At 64.0% G+C, this 15824-nt stretch carries 14 protein-coding genes and 1 other RNA gene; 10 read left to right on the top strand and 5 right to left on the bottom strand.

Annotated elements, in window-relative coordinates; translation table 11 throughout:
* On the bottom strand, positions 1-651 hold a 651-nt coding region (locus J7J55_04410; GenBank protein MCD6141943.1), incomplete at its 3' end, for a hypothetical protein.
* A 649-nt stretch (positions 652-1300) separates the two neighbouring features.
* Positions 1301-1650: a transfer-messenger RNA gene (ssrA, locus tag J7J55_04415) on the bottom strand.
* Positions 1651-1730: 80 nt separating this feature from the next.
* Here ssrA and J7J55_04420 point away from each other — a divergent pair.
* Positions 1731-3293 carry a ComEC family competence protein gene (locus J7J55_04420; GenBank protein ID MCD6141944.1) on the top strand — a complete coding sequence of 521 codons (1563 nt, stop codon included), beginning with the start codon at positions 1731-1733 and terminating at the stop codon, positions 3291-3293.
* On the opposite strand, the gene J7J55_04425 is transcribed toward J7J55_04420, so the two are convergent.
* On the bottom strand, positions 3206-3592 hold the full coding sequence (locus J7J55_04425) for an FxsA family protein (GenBank protein MCD6141945.1): 387 nt from the start codon (positions 3590-3592) through the stop codon (positions 3206-3208). The genes J7J55_04420 and J7J55_04425 overlap by 88 nt on opposite strands.
* 95 nt (positions 3593-3687) lie before the next feature.
* On the opposite strand from J7J55_04425, the gene dprA reads away from it, so the two are divergent.
* From dprA to J7J55_04470, 9 genes are all read left to right on the top strand, one after another.
* Positions 3688-4788: a DNA-processing protein DprA gene (gene dprA, locus J7J55_04430; GenBank protein MCD6141946.1), complete on the top strand. Its 1101-nt coding sequence runs from the start codon at positions 3688-3690 to the stop codon at positions 4786-4788.
* A 15-nt stretch (positions 4789-4803) separates the two neighbouring features.
* Complete coding sequence (gene ndk / locus J7J55_04435; protein ID MCD6141947.1) at positions 4804-5247, top strand: nucleoside-diphosphate kinase; 444 nt, start codon at positions 4804-4806, stop codon at positions 5245-5247.
* A gap of 23 nt (positions 5248-5270) precedes the next feature.
* Complete coding sequence (locus J7J55_04440; GenBank protein MCD6141948.1) at positions 5271-7895, top strand: valine--tRNA ligase; 2625 nt, start codon at positions 5271-5273, stop codon at positions 7893-7895.
* Entirely contained in the window at positions 7896-9185 is a 1290-nt protein-coding gene (locus J7J55_04445; GenBank protein ID MCD6141949.1) for a bifunctional folylpolyglutamate synthase/dihydrofolate synthase, read from the top strand.
* A complete protein-coding gene (locus J7J55_04450) occupies positions 9173-9913 on the top strand; it encodes an isoprenyl transferase (protein MCD6141950.1) in 741 nt (246 codons plus the stop codon). Before J7J55_04445 ends, J7J55_04450 begins: the two co-directional genes overlap by 13 nt.
* Entirely contained in the window at positions 9910-10764 is an 855-nt protein-coding gene (locus tag J7J55_04455) for a phosphatidate cytidylyltransferase (protein MCD6141951.1), read from the top strand. Before J7J55_04450 ends, J7J55_04455 begins: the two co-directional genes overlap by 4 nt.
* Before the next feature lie 306 nt (positions 10765-11070).
* Positions 11071-12351, top strand: a complete 1281-nt coding sequence (locus J7J55_04460; protein MCD6141952.1) for a nodulation protein NfeD — start codon at positions 11071-11073, stop codon at positions 12349-12351.
* The gene (locus tag J7J55_04465; GenBank protein ID MCD6141953.1) at positions 12348-13037 is read left to right on the top strand and encodes a 2-phosphosulfolactate phosphatase; all 690 of its coding nucleotides are present in this window, start codon (positions 12348-12350) and stop codon (positions 13035-13037) included. Before J7J55_04460 ends, J7J55_04465 begins: the two co-directional genes overlap by 4 nt.
* The gene (locus J7J55_04470; GenBank protein MCD6141954.1) at positions 13034-13405 is read left to right on the top strand and encodes a hypothetical protein; all 372 of its coding nucleotides are present in this window, start codon (positions 13034-13036) and stop codon (positions 13403-13405) included. The genes J7J55_04465 and J7J55_04470 overlap by 4 nt, the downstream gene beginning before the upstream one ends.
* Here J7J55_04470 and J7J55_04475 read toward each other — a convergent pair.
* Positions 13377-14765: an NTP transferase domain-containing protein gene (locus tag J7J55_04475; protein MCD6141955.1), complete on the bottom strand. Its 1389-nt coding sequence runs from the start codon at positions 14763-14765 to the stop codon at positions 13377-13379. The two genes, J7J55_04470 and J7J55_04475, sit on opposite strands and share 29 nt — an antisense overlap.
* Before the next feature lie 168 nt (positions 14766-14933).
* A partial coding sequence (gene rsmA / locus J7J55_04480) for a ribosomal RNA small subunit methyltransferase A (protein MCD6141956.1) occupies positions 14934-15824 on the bottom strand: 891 nt, incomplete at its 5' end.

Genomic DNA, 15824 nt, shown 5'->3' on the forward strand with positions numbered 1-15824 from the left:
AGCGAATACCTCGTCCCATAGAGAAACCTTTCGTGTTTTCTCTTTTAACTCCTTATGAAGGTCATCCAACGAAGAGCAGCCTGAAAGAATCTCCAAGAAATCGTCAGCAGATAGCAGTTTGTCAGTCGGCCAATATTGGACCGAACCGGTCACAATATGTATCAAGTCTTCAAATAGCGTTAATTCTAATGGGTGATGAAGAGCGGACGCTATTTTCCCTATTTGTCCTTCGATCTTCTGGACACTGTCTTGGATTCCTTGGTCATCTAAGAAAGGAGCTATGGAGTCCCACCAATCGAACCCCTTGACTTCGATCATGGCGCGGTTAATGAAGGCTCGCAATTGCTGCTCAATGTGAGCTAGAATAGGGTATGCTTTCTGTCGAATCTCGTCGCCAGCTTCATCACGTAAACGGATGCACGAATAGCGATTTACGAACTCCTTATTGATCCGATTGTGACAAGCATCTACATCTTCCAGAGAACCCCGAATAGACAGCTTAAAGTGTTGGGAGGTTGTCTGGATAACATTCCAATCTACGCTTGACGTATGCTTGCCTAAGGTCTTAGCAATATCTTTCTCTAATGCGTCGCGGTCGATTTGTGTTCCATCGATCAGAAATTCCAATAAATAGGAGATGATTTCGGACATCTTATTTTGCACTCCCAATAAACTTAATATCCTCGTTCGTTAGGCCATAAAGCTCATAGACCAGCGCATTCAGCTCCTGCTCCCGTTTCGCAATTGTGGGCCCAAGGGTAAATAAAAGACCTCGGAGCCTTTTCATAACCTTAAAATACCGAAAGTGAAGACGCACCCTATCTCGCTCATTCCACAACTCAAACCAAAGCTTGTTTGAGTGGTCAAAGTACCCTCTATCAGTACTCATAGAAGACCACTTCCAGCTAGTCCCTGGTATTCAAAATAGACACTCCTACCCCGTCGTCCAGAGTTTTTCATTGCAGTTACTAGTTTATAAGGTTACACATCCCCGGACAAGCACGCAAGACAGACGTGCAGGAAGTGTGTTCTTCGAACAAACATTGGGGCAGGAGCGGGCAGGTTCTAGATCGTTAATCATGCTCGTTGCGCCTTCTCCAGCGCTTTTTACCGATTCCGCTTCTTCCGGAGTGGTGCACTGCGGCCTACTTGGTAATTTAGTTCGGCTGCCATTATTTCAGTAGCTTCCTCTCCGGTCAGATTGGCGTCGGTTATTGAGGAGAACATCCGGATTGAACATCGAATGCCAGCGTCAAAGAAAAGAACCGAGGCGGTCCTCCCCCGGTTCTAACGGTACAGCTGGTGGAGGTGGCGGGAGTCGAACCCGCGTCCGAAGATACCTCTGGTCGGCGTCTACAAGCTTAGGATCGTGTTTTCATCTCGATGAGCGGGCTCCCACGACCCGGATCCCGCTCATCCAGCTTCCGTTGGTTTCATCGCGCCCGCGGGAAGCGCGCAAGCGCGATATACCCGCTTAGTCGACGCCTAAATGGAGCCCGCGGGAAGCTCCATCAGACGTCCTTCCCTAGTTGAGGGAAGGAGTAGCGAATGCGTAATCCGCAGTTATTGTTTGGTTTTGCCGGTTTTAGGAGTCGGCAACGCTCCGCTTGCAGCCTCGCTTCGGTACCTCCGTCGATGCCATTCACCCCCATGTCAATGATCCAGCGAAATTATAGCACGAACGGTCGTGATTGGCAATATCAAAGGGATTTGCGCTATTCTTATCAAGGATGCGCTACTCGATCATCGACGTTGGGCTCGCGTTCGCAGCGGGGATCGGGATCAGCCTGGCCCTCCCCGCGCTCGATCCCCGTGCCGTCTTCTTAGCGGCGGCCGGGACGGCGATCATCGCCGTTCTCGGTGCTCACTGGCGACGGGGATTCCTCGTCCTCCTCCTCGTCGCCGTCGCGCTCCTCGGGGGGTTGCGCGAGCAGACGACCCGCCTTCCGCTCTCCCGCCTCTATGCCCTCGCCCCCTCCCTGCGCGCGGTCGAGGGAACAATCGTCTCCTACCCGCGCATCGGGGACGGGTACGTGAGCTTCGTCCTCGCCCCAACCCATATCCCCGGCCGGATTAAGGTGACTTGGTTCCTGAACGGAGATCGATACGAGAAGGTCCTGTACGGGGACCGGGTCAAGGTCAGGGGGAAGGGGCGCATTCCGCCTCGGTTTCCCGACTTCGACTACCGTGCCTACCTCGCCCGCCAGGGGATCTTCGCTACGTTTGCGGTCGACACACCGGACGGGGTGACCCGGCTCGGGGTAGGGGGAAACCGGCTGGTGCGGACGGGGGACTCGCTGCGCCAGCGACTCCTGTGCCGGCTCGACGCGGTCCTTCCCCCGGAGGAGGCGGGGCTCGCCCACGGACTTTTGTTCGGAGACCGAAGCGCCCTTTCCGACTCCCTTTCCTCCGCGTTTCGCCGTACCGGGCTGATGCACCTCCTCGCTGTCTCCGGCCTCCACCTCGGGATTCTGCTTGCCGGGATCTGGTTCTTGTTGCGCATGTGCGGTCTGCGCCCTGCTGTTACGTACCCGCTCGTCGGGCTCGTGGTCGGGTTCGCCCTGTGGGTGATCGGTCCGCGGGTGAGCCTGGTAAGGGCTGCACTCCTGTTCGCGTTCCTCGGGTTGGGGAGCGTCCTTGCCGACCTCGGGTTGATCCTGCGCCGGTGGGTTAACCCGTTCTGTGCCCTCGCCGCCGCTGGAGTGGTCATCCTCGCCCTCCGCCCGACGGAGCTCGTGAGCGTCGGGTTCCAGCTGAGCTTCGGTGCGACGGCTGCGATCCTCGCCGCGTTCTCCCCTGGATTCACCGTGACGGAGTGGGTGGATGGAGTGACGTCCCGCCTCCCGGGATGGACACGCCCGGTGGGCCGCTACCTGCTCCTCCTTCTGATCACCTCAGCCGCTGCTCAGGCCGGGACCGCCCCGTTCCTCGCCTACCACTTCGGGACGATCTACCCGCTCTCCCTCGTCGGGAACCTAGCCGCGATCCCGCTTGCCACCCTCGCACTCTGGACCGGGCTTTTCACCCTCATCCTTTCCCCCACCCCGCTCTTTCCCCTGCTCGGCCGGTTGTTCGCCGGCATCCTGGACGGATTGATCCGGGTCGTCGAACGGCTCGCCGCGCTCCCGGGCGCGTCCCTCCCGGTCTCCGGATGGGTTGGAGTTTGGATCGGAGGGATGGTGGTCTACTTCCTCCTCGTCGCTATCTACTGGCGGGACCGGTCGTCGTGCACCTCGTACTCGACGTCGATCACGTCGTCCGCACCCGCCCGTTTTCGGGAAGGGATGAAGTAGGTGGCGAGGAGGACGATCCCGGCGAGGTCGGTGAGCAGGCCGGGGACGAGGAGGAGGACCCCGGCGAGGAGGAACCGGAGGGCACGGCGGTGCAGGATCTGCTGAAGCGAGAACTGCCCGGCGAGGAGGCTGACCATCATCCCGGCGACCGCATTCCCGGCCCCGAGCCGCAGGAGGATCACCCCGATCACCCCGGTGAGGATGATCTCGCCGAGGATCGGGGCTCCGCCGATCAACTGACCGATCTTGATCAGACCAAACAGCTCCACGCAGGCGAACAAAAAGAAAAGAAACGGCATCCGGATCACCGCCTTCATGTTACCGACAAACCCTGGGTTGGGCAACAGGACAGGGGAACTTGACACGCGCTCGCTGTCGACTAGCCTAGTAAGCGATGGAAGACGAGCGCAGGTACTTGATCGGACTGAACCTGATCCCGGAGCTTTCCCCGCGGCGGATGGGGATCCTCCTCTCTCACTTCTCCTCCCCGCGGGAGATCTGGACCGCCCCGGCCGCGGCCCTGGAGGAGCTTCCCGGCTTCTCCTCCGTCGCCGCTCGGATCGCCGCCGCCCGCGACGAGGGGGCGATCGACCGCGAGCTCGCCCGGGCGGAAAGGATCGGCGCCCGGATCATCACCCTGCTCGATCCGGAGTACCCGCCCCTCCTGCGCGAGATCGAGGATCCCCCGGCCGTCCTCTACGCAAGCGGCGGAGGAATCCCCGATTTCCGGCGCGGGATCGCGATCGTGGGGACAAGGCGGGCGAGCGGATACGGGAGGACAGTGGCACACCAGCTTGCAGCAGAGCTGGCGCGGCTCGGGATCGTCATCGTCAGCGGGCTCGCCGTGGGGATCGATACCGCCGCTCATCGCGGTGCAGTTGACGGCGGAGGGACGACCGTCGCCGTACTCGGGTCCGGACTCGGCCACATCTACCCGGCGGCGAACGTCCGCCTCGCCCGGGAGATCGAGAGAGAAGGCGGCCTGATCCTGAGCGAGTTTCCAATTGATACCCGCCCGGCCAAGTGGACGTTCCCGCAGCGGAACAGGATCATCTCCGGCCTGAGCCGCGGGGTGGTCGTGGTCGAGGCCCCGGAGCGAAGCGGTGCCTTGATCACCGCCCGCCTCGCCGCCGAGCAGGGACGGGAGGTATTCGCGGTCCCGGGCCCGATCACGAGCACCTCCAGCCGAGGGACGAACCGGCTGATCCAGGACGGAGCGCGCCCCGTGCTCGCGGCCGCTGATGTCATCTCGGAATTTCCCGACCTCAAGTCCCTCCTTCACCCGGCCCGGTCCGAGGAGGGAGCTGAGGTTCCCTCCCTCACCCCGACGGAACAGCGGGTGTACGAGATGATCGGCCTTGAACCGACCCACATTGACGATATCATTGCTGCAGGGAACATTTCCCCCACCGAGGCGGCGCATACCCTCCTGATGCTGCAGATGAAGGATCTGATCCGGGAGGTGGAGGGACGCCGTTATATCAAGAGGCCGTAGGAGGTAGAAGTGTCTATCCAACGTACTTTGGTGTTATGCAAGCCTGATGCGGTGCAGCGGGGATTGGTCGGGAGGATCATCTCTCGGTTCGAGGACAAGGGGCTGAAGATCGTGGGGATGAAGATGCTCACTGTCGGGGAGGCCCTTGCCCACGAGCATTACCAGGAACATGCGAAAAAGCCGTTCTTCTCCGAGCTCGTCTCGTTCATCACCTCCTCCCCGATCGTCGCGCTGGCGATCGAGGGGGACAACGCGGTCGAGGTCGTGCGGGGACTGATGGGGGCGACCAACCCCCAGGCGGCGGCTCCGGGGACGATCCGCGGCGACTTCGGGCTGAACCTGACCAAGAACCTCGTGCACGGATCGGACTCCGTCGCCTCGGCGACCCGCGAGCTCGGGCTGTTCTTCGACGAAACCGAGCTGCACGACTACGAACTCACAATAGGAAGCTGGATGTGAACCCGCATCCCCACGGAGGATAGATGATGGAACTTCCGAAGCGCTACCGGCCCGACGAGGTCGAGGGGGAGATGTACCGGCTGTGGGAGGAGGGGAGGTACTTCCATGCCGAGGTGGACCCGAACAAACAACCGTTCTCGATCGTCATCCCTCCTCCGAACGTCACCGGGCGGCTCCACATGGGGCACGCATTGAACAACACCCTTCAGGATATCCTGATCCGCTACAAGCGGATGGACGGCTACGCCGCGTGCTGGTTCCCCGGGACCGACCACGCCGGGATCGCCACCCAGAACGTGGTGGAGCGGGCGCTGGAACGGGAAGGGATCTCCCGTCACGACCTCGGGAGGGAGCGGTTCGTCGCCCGGGTGTGGGAGTGGAAGAAAAAGTACGGTTCCGAGATCATCGATCAGCTGAAGGCGCTGGGGGCATCGTGCGACTGGGATCGCCTCCGGTTCACCCTGGACGAGGGTCTCTCCCGCGCCGTCCGCCAGGCGTTCGTCGACCTGTTCGACGCCGGCCTGATCTACCGCGGCGACTACCTGATCAACTGGTGCCCGCGCTGCGGGACCGCCCTGTCCGACATCGAGGTCGAGCACAAGGAGGTCGATGGTAATCTCTATTACATCAGCTACCCGCTTAAGGACGGGGGATCGGTGACGATCGCCACCACCCGGCCGGAGACGATGCTCGGGGACACCGCGGTGGCGGTGAACCCGGACGACCCGCGCCACAGCGATCTGATCGGAAAGACGGCGATCCTCCCGCTCCTCGACCGTCCCCTCCCGATCGTCGGAGCGGAGGAGGTCGATCCCGAGTTCGGGACCGGAGTCCTCAAGATCACCCCGGCGCACGACCCGGTCGACTTCCAGATCGGGAAGCGCTACGACCTTCCCGGGATCAACATCCTGAACGAGGACGGGACGATCAACGACAACGGCGGCCCGTTCGCCGGGATGACCCGGGAGGAGGCGCGAGAGGCGATCGTCGCCCGGCTCAAGGAGGAGGGCTACCTGGAGAAGGTCGAGCCGTACCGCCATGCGGTCGGGCACTGCCAACGCTGCGGGACCGCGGTCGAGCCGATCATCTCCACCCAGTGGTTCGTGCGAATGCGGCCGCTCGCCGCCCCGGCGATCGAGGCGGTGAAACGGGGCGAGATCGTGTTCCACCCGGCCCGATGGACGAAGCTCTACTACGAGTGGCTGGAGAACATCCGCGATTGGTGCATCTCGCGCCAGCTGTGGTGGGGACACAGGATACCGGTGTGGTACGGTCCGGACGACACCCCGTTCGCCGCGCAGGACGAGGCCGGAGCGCGCGCGCGTGCCCGGGAGCACTACGGGAAGGACGTCGAGCTGCGCCAGGAGGAGGACGTGCTCGATACCTGGTTCTCCTCGTCGCTGTGGCCGTTCTCGGTCATGGGCTGGCCGGAGAAGACCGAGGAGCTTTCCTACTTCTATCCGACATCGGTCCTGGTCACCGGGTTCGATATCCTGTTCTTCTGGGTGGCGCGGATGGTGATGATGGGGCTTAGGTTCACGGGCAAGGTCCCGTTCCGCGAGGTGTACATCACCCCGCTCATCGTGGACAAAAACGGGCAGAAGATGAGCAAGTCGCGGGGGAACATCATCGATCCGCTCGAGGTGAAGGAAACGCACGGGATGGACGCCCTCCGGTTTACCCTCGCCCAGGCAAGCTCCAAGGGACGGTCGATGCGCCTGTCCACCGCCCAGTTGGACGAATCGCGCAACTTCCTGAACAAGATCTGGAACATGGCCCGGTTCGTCGGGATGGCCCTGGGCGAGGAGCGGCCGCCGCTTCCAAAGGAGGTATCCGAGCTCGAGGACCGGTTCATCCTCTCCCGGCTGTCGGCCACTGCCGCGGCGGTGCGCAAGGCGCTTGCCACCTACAGCTTCAACCTGGCAAGCGAGGCGCTGTACTCGTTCATCTGGCACGATTTCTGCGACTGGTATCTGGAGATGGCGAAGGTCCGTCTGGAGGCAGGGGATGAGGCGGTTAAGGGAGTCCTCCATCACGGATTGGCGGAGATCCTGAAGCTGATCCACCCGTTCATCCCGTTCGAGAGCGAGAAGATCTGGCAGGTCCTCTATCCCGGATCGAAGCCGCTGATCGTCCAGTCGTACCCCGTTCCCGGGCACGAGGATCCGGAAGCGGAGGCGGAGATGGAGCTCTTCCGCGAGCTGGTGGGAGCGGTGCGGATGATCAGAGCCGAGCTGAACGTGCCCAAGGACGCGCGGGTCGAGGTGCTGGTGAAGAGCGCCGATCCCGTGCTGTCGAAGCTCGTGGACAGGAAGGAGGCGGCGCTCAACGCCCTTGCCGGGGCGAGCGGCTGGACGGTCTCCCCGGAGGTGACTCCGCCGCCGGGATCGGCGCGCCAGGTGCTGCGGACTGCGGAGCTGTTCGTCCCGCTGGCTGGACTGATCGATATCGAGGCTGAGCGCGCGCGCCTCACCCGCGAGCTCGAGAAGACGAAGGACGATCTCGCGCGCGCCGAACGGAACCTGAGCAATCCCCAGTTCACCGCTCGCGCCCCGAAGGACGTGATCGAGAAGGAGGAACGGAAGCGGGAGGAGTTCCTCGCCCGGCTGGCCCGGATCGAGGCGAACCTCTCCTCGCTGGGAGGATAGATGGACTACTCCGAGGCCCGACGCACGCTTGCATCCCTGCCCACACGGGTGAAGCCGGGTCTCGATCGGATAGAGCGCCTCCTGGACGCGCTCGGCCGCCCGGAACAGACGTTCCCGGCGATCCACATCGCCGGGACGAACGGGAAAGGCTCGGTCGCGGCGATGCTCTCCGCGGTCCTCTCCCGCGCCGGCTATCGGGTCGGGCGGTTCACCTCTCCCGAGCTGGTCGACTATCGCGATCGGATCGAGGTGGACGGGGAGTGGATCCCGGAGGAGCGCTTTGCGGAGATCGTCACCCGTCTCTCCCCGGGCCTCGCCGGAGCCGATCCCCCGACCGAGTTCGAGGTCCTCGCCGCGGTCGCGTTCCGCCACTTTGCGGACGAAGCCGTGGACATCGCGGTCGTCGAGGTCGGACTCGGCGGGAGGTTCGACGCGACGAACGTCGTCCAGCCGATCGTCTCCGTCCTCACCACCGTCGGGCGCGACCATCTCGACCTCCTCGGGGACTCGATCGCGCGGATCGCATGGGAGAAGGTGGGGATCGTCCGGCGCGGCGTGCCGCTCGTTGTGGGCGATCTCCCACCGGCCGCGGACGCGGTGGTGGTGAGCGAAGCGCGTGCTGTCGGCGCCCGGGTTGTGCGGGCGAGCCATGAGATCGAGCTCGCCCCGATTCACCGCGGCCTCGACGGGGCGCGGTACCGGGTGCGCGCGAGTGGATTGCCGGATGAGGTCGAGATCCCGTTTCCACCGGAGTACGAAGGGGAGAACCTGCGCTGCGCCCTTGCCGCGATCCGCGAGCTGCGGAAAGCGGGGTGGAAGATCCCGGATACAGCGATCGTCGCCGGGCTGCGAACCGTCACCTGGCCGGGGAGGTTCGAGGTCATGGGAAGGGCACCGTTGATCGTGCTCGACGGAGCGCACAACGCACCCGGGGCGCATGCCCTGGCGCGGGCGGTCGAGCGCTTCTTCCCGCCGCGTCCACGGAGGACGCTCCTGTTCGGGATCCTGCGGAACAAAGAGATCGGCCCGGTGTGCGATGCCCTGTTCCCGCAGTTCCCCCGGATCGTCCTCACCCGCTCTTCCTCCCCCCGCGCCCTCCCGCCGGAGGAGCTCGTCCCGCACGCGCGGCGGTGGGGGATCGAACCGATCGTCACGTCGGACGTCCGCGCCGGGCTCGCCGCCGCTGTATCCGACCTCGGGGGTGAGGACGGCCTCCTCGTCACCGGTTCCCTCACCGTGGTGCAGGAAGCGCGGCCGGGCCTCGTGGAGGAAGTGAGATGCGTGAGATGATCGAACGGATACAGAAGGCAGGGCTCCCCGACCACGTCGCCATCATCATGGACGGGAACGGGCGTTGGGCCAAGGCGCGCGGCCTCCCGCGCACGGCCGGGCACCAGGCCGGCACCCAGGCGGCGGAGCGGCTGATCAGATTCGCGACGAGGGACCTCGGACTGAGATACCTGACCTTATACGCCTTCTCCACCGAGAACTGGAGCCGGCCGACCGAGGAGGTCGACTTCCTGCTGGACCTCCTCGATCGGTTCATCACCGAGAAGCTGCGCGAATTCGTGGAAGAGGGGGTGCATCTCACCGTCCTCGGCGACCTCACCCCGCTTTCGCCGCGGCTGCGGGAGACGGTGGAGAGGGCGATCGCCGCCACCGCGGACAATACAAAGCTCCATCTCAACGTCGCCCTCAACTACGGCGCGCGCCAGGAGATCATCCGCGCCTGCCGCGACCTGGCAAAGGCAGCGGTGCAGGGCGAGCTCGACCCGGACGCGATCGGAGAGGAGGAGATAACCGCGGCTCTCTACACCGCCCGTATCCCTGACCCTGATCTCATCATCCGCACAAGCGGGGAGATGCGCCTGTCCAACTTCCTCCTGTGGCAGGCGGCGTACACCGAGCTCTACTTCACCCCGACCCTGTGGCCGGACTTCACCCCAGAGGAGCTGATGAAGGCGATCGAGGTCTACCAGCAGCGGGAACGTCGGTTCGGAGGAGTGAGCCAGAGATGAACGTAGTCAAACGCATCCTGAGCGCTCTCATTGCCGGAGGGATCGTGTTCTCCGTCCTTTATGCGGGAACGCGGTTCGGAATCCAGTGGATCGTCGGGCTCCTGATCCTCATCGTCGCCTACCCCGCGGCAGTGGAGTACCTCCAGCTGATGCAGCGGCTCGACATCCGGCTCGCCGCGCCGGACTTCCTCGTCTGGATTCCGATCCTCATCTTCGGCTACGTGATCGAGAACGGGGTCTACGGTGACGTCGGCCTCCTCTCCGCCGTCGCCTACCAGGTCTTCCGCTACCTGCGCAGCCTCCCGCACAAGCAGGGATTCCTCCAGGCGGTGGCCGGGGTGTTCGGTCTGTTGTACATCCCGTGGTTACTTCATTTCTTCTATTCGATCTATATCAGCGGCCCGCCCGACCAGCCCCGCGTCGGGGCGACGCACGCCCTCGTCGTCCTGCTGATGGTGTGGGGGTACGACTCCGGGGCGTACATCATCGGGAGCCTATTCGGAAAGCACCGGGCGTTTCCCAACGTCAGTCCGAAGAAGACGTGGGAGGGGATCGCCGGTGGGTTCCTGTTCACGGTTCTCGGGGCGGCGCTCGGGGCGACCCTGTCCCCGGTGTGGCGGCAGTTCGCGTTCTGGGAGGGGTTCCCCCACATCATCGCCTCCTCTCTCCTCGTTGGGATCGCCGCCCAGTTGGGAGACGTGTTCGAATCGAAGCTGAAGCGGGCGGCCGAGGTGAAGGACTCGGGGACATTCCTCCCCGGCCACGGCGGCGCCCTCGATCGGATCGACGGGCTCCTATTCGCCCTCCCGGTCTTCTTCTTCTACTACCATTACGTCCTTCACTTCCTGTAGTGTTGCCCGCTGATCCCGGCGCGGCTATGATGCGGCATGGACCTGTGCGTGGCTCGACCCATCCACTCTTGTTCGGGTTGCTTCAGGTTGGTATCGCTGTTTCGCTGAAAATGCAAGGGCGGCCAAGCTCGTGCTCGACCGCCCTCTCCGGGTGGTGAAAAAGATGAGGGGGTTCCTCAAGTTGCACGGTTACTATACCACATCTTAACGCGTTTGTCGGTAATGCGCATCACCAAATCGGGAAGAAAAGAGGGTTTTCGGGAAAGATTGCAATCGGGGGCGCGGATGGAGTACCTTCACAGTGCGATGAAACAGCTTATAGTTGCGACCTTGTTGGTCCTGCTCACCGCGGTGAGCGCGGTTGGGGCCGGGGACGTATTCCACCTGGTCCTCACCGGATCGATAAACCCGGTGAGCCGCGACATCGTCAAGAGGGCGATATCCCAGGCGGAAGAGGCGCACGGGGAGATGCTGATAATCGAGCTGAACACCCCAGGCGGATTGGGGGAATCGATGCGCGACATCGTGATGGCCGAGCTTGCCGCCACCGTCCCGGTCGTGGTCTTCGTCGGGCCTCCCGGGGCGCGGGCCGCCTCCGCGGGGGCGATCATCACCCTCGCTGCCGACGTCGCGGCGATGGCTCCGGGGACGAACATCGGCGCTGCCCATCCGGTGGAGTTGATCGGAACCGGTGGGGAAGAAGGCCAGGACAAGACGATGACCGAGAAGGTGACGAACGACGCGGTCGCGTTCGCCAAGTCGGTTGCGCAGGAGCGGGGAAGGAACGTGGAGTGGGCGGAGAAGGCGGTGCGGGAGTCGAGCTCCCTCACCGCGCAGGAGGCCCTCGACCAGGGGGTGATCGACCTGATCGCCGCCGACTTCTCCGACCTCCTCAACAAGCTCGACGGGTACACCCTCCCGGACGGACGCGTCCTCCACACCGCGGGAAGGCGGGTCGTGGAGGTTCATCCGAGCCTGCGCGAACGCCTCCTCGGCTACCTCGCCGATCCTAACATTGTTTACGTGCTATTTATCATTGGTCTGTACGCACTGATCTACGAGTTCTTCCATCCGGGAATCGGATTCGGACTGGCAGCAGGCGGGATCTGCCTCACCCTCGCGTTCTTCGGCCTTCAGATCCTCCCGGTGAACGTGGTCGGGGTGATCCTGATCCTGTTCGGGGTCGGGCTGATGGTCCTCGACGCATTCACCCCCACCCACGGAATCCTCACCACCGGTGGGGTGGTCTCCCTCCTCATCGGCTCGTTCACCCTGTTCAACATCCCGAACCGAACGATCGGGCTCTCCTGGACAACGATCTTCCTCACGGTGGGAACCGTGACCGCCCTGTTCTTGTTCATCATCTCCAAGGGCCTCCTCATCCAGCGGAAGCGCCCGGTGACCGGGACGGTCGGGATGATCGGGGAGGAGGGGACGGCGCGCACCGCCCTCGATCCGGACGGGAAGGTGTTCGTGCACGGGGAATACTGGAACGCGCGCAGCACAGCGGGGAGGATCGAGGCCGGAGAGAAGGTGGTGGTCGAGGGGATGGACGGGAAGATTCTGATCGTGCGGAGGGCGGGTTGAAGGCGCGGATCGCCTACCGCGACGGGAGCTCCCTCCTCGGGGTGGACGGGCCGATCGTGGTGATCGACGCCCTGCGGATGAGCGCGACGACGATCGTCGCGTGCTCCCTTGGGCTTGAGGTGATTCCGGTCGCCACAGTGGAAGAGGCGATGGAATGGGGCGCACGCGGAGCGATCACCGCCGGGGAGCGGGACGGGTGGAAGGTCCCGACCCTCGACATCGGGAATTCCCCCACCGCGCTCCGCGCCCTCGACGGCCTCCTCCCCCGCCGCCTCGCCCTCACCACCACGAACGGTGTCCCGGCGCTCCTGTCCGTGATCGGGCATCCACATGAGGTCCTCATCGGCTCGCCCCTCAACCTCTCCGCATTGGCCGCGCAGATCGGGGGAGCGGCTGAGCTCGGGATTCTGATCGCCGGGAGGCGCGGTCCGGAGGCCGAGGAGGATGAAATCACCGCGGCGTTGCTCCTGGAGCGGCTCGGGGTCAACGCCCCGCCTGGGCTCCCTGCCCCTGTCCCTGCGGCGGCATTGCCGGACCGGTTTGCGCGTACGCGTTCCGGGAGGAAGCTCTCCTCCCGCGGGGAAACGGACGACGTTTCCCTGTGCGGGCGGGTTGATCTGTACCGGATCGTCCCCCGGGTGGTGCAGCGGGATCCGTATCCGATAATCGCAGGAGGAAACCGATGACCAGATACGCACTTGTCGCTGGGTTTCTCGTCGTGGTCGGGCTTCTCGCCACGATCCTCTTCTTCCTCGTCGGGCTCCAGCACGAGGGGATCACGATCCATGTCTCCGGCCAGGTCGACCTGGCGAACTCGGACACCGGCTCGTTGGGGAAGGTGAACCTGGTGATGGACAAGCCGGTGAACCTCATCGCCACTGGCCCGAACAGCGCCGCCATCCCGGCGAACTTCTCCGTCGCCACCTGCCCCAAGTGCGGCGGGTCGATGGTCCCGATCCGGTGGAACCCGATCACCGGGGAGATCATCTGGCAGTGCCTGAACTGCGGCTACACCACGAAGGACGTCACCTCGATCGACTCCGACGGTGAGTGAGAAGGAGGCGGATCACCCCGAGGTGGGAGAGGGCGCCGACCGCGATGAGCCCGAGGTAGGGCGCGTTCCCGACCGCGCCGAGGAAGACGGCGAACAGGCGCAGATCGCGCTTGATCAGCCGTTCCACGATCCCGCTCTGTACATCTTTCCCGTAGCGGAGGGCGTACTCCTTCTTCGCATAACTGGCGAGGATGAACCCAGCGAACGCGGCGAGCCCCCCGATCCACACCCACGGATTCGGCCATGTGCTCCACGCCCGCCAACTAACCCCGATCGTCACCCCCAGGTCGGCGTAGCGGTCGAGGAGGGTGTCGAACCACGCCCCGAACCGGCTCGCCCGGTGGGTGAGGCGGGCGACCTCACCGTCGCACCCGTCGATGATGGAACCGACCTGAACAAGGATCCCGGCGATGATCCCCGCGATGTACCCCGGGACGGCGAACAGGGCGGCACCAGCCACGACGAGGAAGAAGCTGACCAGGCTGATCATGTTCGGGGAGAGACGCAGTCCCCAGGGGAGATCGACGATGAACCCGGAGATCCGAGTAGAGATCGGCCGATTGAGGAACCGGGAGATAAAGCCGTCTTCATGCGGCTTGGACATCCCGCGCAGGAGACGTCTCCGCGCCTCGCGTAGCGCGGCGGGGGTATCGACATCGAGCCAGAACAGGTCGCCTATCTCTACCGCCTGCAGCCTCCCCGCCACCGCCAGCCGGCGCATTCCCCCGGAGAGGGAGAAGTCCCCGGCCGCTTGCGCCTCGCGCAGGGCGGGGAACAGGATCGGATGGCAGAGGAAGAGGCCGGTATCGACCCCGTTATAGCGGGAGAGCCCCTTCCCGATCCCCACAATCTTCCCGTCCACGCTCTGCACCCAGGTGGCGTCCTCGGGGTCGAAGACCGTTTTGACCCTTCGGTCGACGAGAAGGTAGCAGAACGGACCGTCCTTCTTCGCTGTGAGGAGCCGCTGAACCGCCGCCGGTTCGAACAGGTGGTCGCTCATCGTGAGGAGGAACGGGCGGTCGCCGACGTGTTCGGCTGCGGCAAGGGCGGACGTCCCGTTCCCCTTCCCCCATTCGGGGTTTTCGATCGCGGTGATTTTTACTCCGTACCTCTTCGCCCATTCCGCAAGGCGGGGGCGGATCTCATCGGCGCGGTGGCCGAGGACGACGAAGAACTCTTCCACCCCGGCGGCGCGCAACGAGAGGATCGTCCGCTCGAGGAGGGTCAGGCCGAGAAGCGGGGTGAGCGGCTTCGGCGGCGCGGTGCGGTGGTGACGCGACAGCCGCGTCCCTGCTCCGGCAGCGAGGATCACTGCCGGGATCCGCGTCGCACCTCCTCCGGAACCGGTGCCCGGTTTCATCCCTCTCACCCCCTTGATCTGCGCGTGCGATAGTTAGATAGAACGGGAAGCTCCCGTCATGGGCGGACCGATGGTCCGGCGTGCCCCAATTCGGGGTTGAAGAAGCTGTACTGCCGATACAGAGGGGAAAATCCCTCGACACAAATATAACGGCGCACGGATGGAATTTCAACCGAAGAGGGCGGATGCAAGGCGGTCGAGTTCAGGGATGGTCAACGTCTCGCCGCGACGGGTCGGGTCGATCCCGAGTTGCTGCAGTAAGGGATCGATCCGGTCAGGAGGGAGGAAATCACGCAGGACGCGCCGCAGCATCTTTCGCCGCTTCCCGTAGATCGCCCGCACAATGGCGAAGAAATCATCTGGGGCCGCTGTAAACCGGGGGATGGAGAGGAACTCCAGCCGCCACAGGACCGAATCGACCGCAGGAACGGGATAGAACGCCGTCCGCGGGACGTGACGCAGGGGGATAACCTCTCCGTAGGCCTGGACGAACACCCCGAGGGCGGAGCCATGCGGCCCCGGACTCTCCGCGATCTTCTCCGCTACCTCGGCCTGGGTGAGGAGGACCGCGCCTGAGATCCTGGCCCGCTCCTCGATCAACCGCGCGAGGATCGGGGACGTGATTCGGTACGGGAGATTCCCCACCACATAGACCTTTTCCGGGCCGAGCGCCCCGAAATCGAACCGGAGGAAATCCTCCTCCACGATCTCCACGTTCTCGGTTCCGGCGAACTCCTGTCGCAGCCCGGCCGCGAGGCGGTGATCGACCTCAACCCCGATCACCCGGACTCCCAACTCCGCCAGCCTCCTGGTGACCGTCCCCAGTCCGGGTCCGATCTCGACGACCGTCTCCGGTTCGGCTCGCTCGACCTCGGAGACGATCCGGGCAAGGACGTCCCGATCGACGAGGAAGTTCTGACCGCGGCGCTTGCTCGGCCGGATCCCGAGCTCGCGCAGCCGGGAGACGACCGTGCGTCTATCAGTGAGCTCAGACACCGGCCTTCTGTTTGATCCACCCCACGATCGCGTCGAGGACCCGCTGATCGACCGGTTCATCGG

It is taken from the genome of Candidatus Bipolaricaulota bacterium (assembly GCA_021159055.1).
Classification (GTDB): domain Bacteria; phylum Bipolaricaulota; class Bipolaricaulia; order UBA7950; family UBA9294; genus S016-54.

Bases quoted from the DNA above. Each gene is read 5' to 3' on its own strand.
- J7J55_04420 (MCD6141944.1), top strand. From the start codon at position 1,731: ATGCGCTACTCGATCATCGACGTTGGGCTCGCGTTCGCAGCGGGGATC.
- J7J55_04425 (MCD6141945.1), bottom strand. From the start codon at position 3,592: ATGCCGTTTCTTTTCTTTTTGTTCGCCTGCGTGGAGCTGTTTGGTCTG.
- dprA (MCD6141946.1), top strand. From the start codon at position 3,688: ATGGAAGACGAGCGCAGGTACTTGATCGGACTGAACCTGATCCCGGAG.
- J7J55_04440 (MCD6141948.1), top strand. From the start codon at position 5,271: ATGATGGAACTTCCGAAGCGCTACCGGCCCGACGAGGTCGAGGGGGAG.
- J7J55_04445 (MCD6141949.1), top strand. From the start codon at position 7,896: ATGGACTACTCCGAGGCCCGACGCACGCTTGCATCCCTGCCCACACGG.
- J7J55_04450 (MCD6141950.1), top strand. From the start codon at position 9,173: ATGCGTGAGATGATCGAACGGATACAGAAGGCAGGGCTCCCCGACCAC.
- J7J55_04455 (MCD6141951.1), top strand. From the start codon at position 9,910: ATGAACGTAGTCAAACGCATCCTGAGCGCTCTCATTGCCGGAGGGATC.
- J7J55_04460 (MCD6141952.1), top strand. From the start codon at position 11,071: ATGAAACAGCTTATAGTTGCGACCTTGTTGGTCCTGCTCACCGCGGTG.
- J7J55_04470 (MCD6141954.1), top strand. From the start codon at position 13,034: ATGACCAGATACGCACTTGTCGCTGGGTTTCTCGTCGTGGTCGGGCTT.
- J7J55_04475 (MCD6141955.1), bottom strand. From the start codon at position 14,765: ATGAAACCGGGCACCGGTTCCGGAGGAGGTGCGACGCGGATCCCGGCA.